This is a genomic window from Mesorhizobium sp. M1E.F.Ca.ET.063.01.1.1 (genome assembly GCF_003998155.1).
Lineage (GTDB): Bacteria > Pseudomonadota > Alphaproteobacteria > Rhizobiales > Rhizobiaceae > Mesorhizobium.
On the sequence record NZ_RZSC01000783.1, the window covers coordinates 1 to 2,661 of the forward strand.

A 2,661-nucleotide genomic window follows, 5' to 3' on the forward strand; every position below is an offset into this window, starting at 1 on the left:
GCGTCCGCTCGGCCTGGCTTTTCCTCCCGCCGATGCTTGTGGTGCTTGCCGCCGTCGCCGGCTGGCCGCTGATCCGCACGGTCTATTTCAGCTTCACCGATGCCTCGCTGTCCGATCTCGACGCCCGCCAGTGGGTCGGCTTCGGCAACTATTTCTCGGTGCTCAGCATGCCGAGCGGCCGCACCATATATGACGGGCTGCTGGTCGATCCGGTGTGGTGGCGCGCCGTCTGGAACACCGTGCGCTTCACGGCGATCTCGGTGACCTGCGAGACGATCCTCGGCATGATCGTGGCGCTGGTGCTCAACGCCGAGTTCCGTGGGCGCGGCATCGTCAGGGCGGCGATCCTCATTCCCTGGGCGATCCCGACGATCGTCTCGGCCAAGATGTGGCAATGGATGCTCAACGACCAGTTCGGCATCATCAATGTCGTGCTGCTCGGCCTCGGCCTGATCCATGCCAAGATCGCCTGGATCGCCAGCGCCGACACGGCGATGGTGGCGGTGCTGATCGTCGACATCTGGAAGACGACGCCGTTCATGGCGCTCTTGATCCTTGCGGCGCTGCAGATGCTGCCGCGCGAGATCCTCGAGGTCGCCAGGCTCGACGGCGCCAATCCGTGGCAGATCTTCTGGCGGGTGACCTTGCCGCTGATCCGCCCTGCGGTGATGGTGGCGGTGATCTTCCGCGCGCTCGATGCGCTGCGCATCTTCGACCTGATCTATGTGCTGACGCCCAACAATGTGCAGACCAAGTCGATGTCGGTGTTCGCGCGCGAGAACCTATTCGAGTTCGACAAGTTCGCCTATGGCTCGGCCGCCTCGACGCTGCTGTTCCTGATCCTCGCGCTGCTCACCATTTCCTACATCCGCATCGCCCGGATAAGCCTGGAAGGAGGCCGCTGATGGCAATGCTGAAGCGCGCGGCCTTCTACCTGCTGGTGGCGGGAATCGTCTTCATCGCCGTCTTCCCGTTCTATTACGCCATCGTCACCAGCCTGAAATCGGGGACCGAGCTGTTCGAGGCGAGCTTGTGGCCGAAGACGCTCAGTCTCGCCAACTATCGGAATGTGCTCACCGAAGGCACATTCCTGCGCAACCTGGTGAATTCGCTGGTCGTCTCGGGCGCGGTCGTTCTGATATCGCTGCTGCTCGGCGTCACCGCGGCCTATTCGCTGGCGCGGATTCGTTTCCGCGGCCGTTCGGCGCTGATGCTCGCCATCCTGTCGGTCTCGATGTTTCCGCAGGTGGCGGTGCTGGCCGGTCTGTTCGAGATGATCCGCTGGGCCGGCCTCTACAATTCGCTCATCGCGCTGATCTTCTCCTACATGATCTTCACCTTACCGTTCACCGTCTGGGTGCTCACCACCTTCGTGCGCGACCTGCCGGTCGAGATCGAGGAAGCGGCGATCCTCGATGGCGCGACGCCTTGGATCATCATCACTCGCGTCTTCCTACCGCTGATGTGGCCGGCGCTGGCCACCACGGGGATGCTCGCCTTCATCGGCGCGTGGAACGAGTTCCTGTTCGCGCTGACCTTCACCTCCAACAACGCGCAGCGCACCGTGCCGGTGGCGATCGCGCTGCTGTCCGGCAGCTCGCAGTTCGAGATTCCCTGGGGCAACATCATGGCCGCGTCGGTCATCGTCACCGTGCCGCTGGTGGTGCTGGTGCTGATCTTCCAGCGCAAGATCGTTTCGGGTCTTACCGCCGGCGGGGTGAAAGGTTAGCACGCAACCGGCGCGCTCATGCCGCGTTTGGGTATCCGAGGGGCTGATCGGAGATTTGAGATGAAAACGCTTCTGACCGCGACCGCCGTCGCGCTGCTTGCCGGCGCGCCGGCCGCCCTTGCCCAATCGGAGGATACCAGCCCCGATGCGGTCGGCCCCATGGTGACCGAGGACAAGGTCGACACCCAGACCTTCGTCGCCACCGTGCCCAACGCCAACGCATTCGAGATCCAGTCGAGCAAGCTGGCTGAGGAGCAGTCGGCGTCGGACGACGTGAAGGACTTCGCCAGGCAGATGATCGAGGACCACACCAAGGCTGGCGATGACTTCAAGGCGGCGATGAGCCAGGGCCAGACGACGGCCTCGATCAAGCCGGCCGGGCCAGGGATGCAGCCCAAGGAACAGCAGATGCTAGGCGAGTTGAAGAGCGCGAGCGGCAAGGAGTTCGACCAGAAGTACATCAAGATGCAGACCGACGCGCACAAGGACGCCGTCGCGCTGTTCAGCACCTATGCGAAGTCCGGCGACGACCCGGCGATGAAGGAATTCGCCAAGAAGGAGCTGCCGGTGCTCAAGATGCACGAGAAGCATGTGAAGGAGCTGGCGGTGGCGCATCAGGGGTGAAGCGGTCCTTACCTTCTCCCCTTGTGGGAGAAGGTGGATCGGCGCGCAGCGCCGAGACGGATGAGGGGTGTTGGAAGGAACAAGACGGCGGCGACTGTGTGCCTTCTCTGTGCGGATGAGACGGTTACAATAGCGTATCGCCAAGCTGGAGCACCCCTCATCCGACCGAGCTTCGCTCGGCCACCTTCTCCCACAAGGGGAGAAGGGGGAGCCCGAAAGGATCGGCCATGCCCAAGATCGATCTATCCGCCGTGCCCGTCCGCAAGGGCCCGGGCTACCCGCCCCCCTTCGCTCAGCCCTGTGCCGAA

The 2,661-nt window shown here is 63.5% G+C and carries 3 protein-coding genes; all 3 read left to right on the forward strand.

Going from position 1 to position 2,661, the window contains the following annotated elements; genetic code table 11:
• A partial coding sequence (locus EOA29_RS32235) for a sugar ABC transporter permease (RefSeq protein WP_145969923.1) occupies nucleotides 1-905 on the forward strand: 905 nt, incomplete at its 5' end.
• Nucleotides 902-1,729, forward strand: a complete 828-nt coding sequence (locus EOA29_RS32240; protein WP_245468627.1) for a carbohydrate ABC transporter permease — start codon at nucleotides 902-904, stop codon at nucleotides 1,727-1,729. The genes EOA29_RS32235 and EOA29_RS32240, both read left to right, overlap by 4 nt.
• Nucleotides 1,730-1,789: 60 nt before the next feature.
• Complete coding sequence (locus tag EOA29_RS32245; RefSeq protein WP_126092450.1) at nucleotides 1,790-2,353, forward strand: DUF4142 domain-containing protein; 564 nt, start codon at nucleotides 1,790-1,792, stop codon at nucleotides 2,351-2,353.
• The last annotated feature ends 308 nt before the right edge of the window (nucleotides 2,354-2,661 follow it).